Annotated in this window: 1 protein-coding gene; it reads left to right on the top strand. The window is 51.1% G+C overall.

The genetic code is table 11. The annotated features are described in order from the left end of the window. Positions 1-272, top strand: a 272-nt coding sequence (locus FDX22_RS27555) for a hypothetical protein (protein ID WP_186805486.1), incomplete at both ends; no start/stop codon positions are given.

Here is a 272-nt window from a genome sequence, read left to right as displayed (position 1 = left end):
CCTCGTCCGTGATGGGAAAACCTTGCAGACCGACGTGCGTGAAATGCGTGAGAAAATGCGCGCCCATTTGGGCAATAAGCATCGGGATCGTTTTGATATTAAAGCGGATGAGGGTGGCATTACAGATATTGAATTTATTACGCAATATCTGGTGCTGCGCTATGCGCATGAAAAACCGAAGCTGACGCGCTGGTCGGATAACGTGCGCATTCTGGAATTGCTGGCGCAAAACGACATTATGGATGAGCAGGAAGCGCTGGCGCTTACCCGCG

This window comes from Citrobacter sp. TBCS-14 (assembly GCF_005280805.1).
Lineage (GTDB): Bacteria > Pseudomonadota > Gammaproteobacteria > Enterobacterales > Enterobacteriaceae > Citrobacter > Citrobacter gillenii.
Note: the sequence above shows the minus strand (reverse complement) of the source record. Positions and strands in the feature narration are given on the sequence as shown.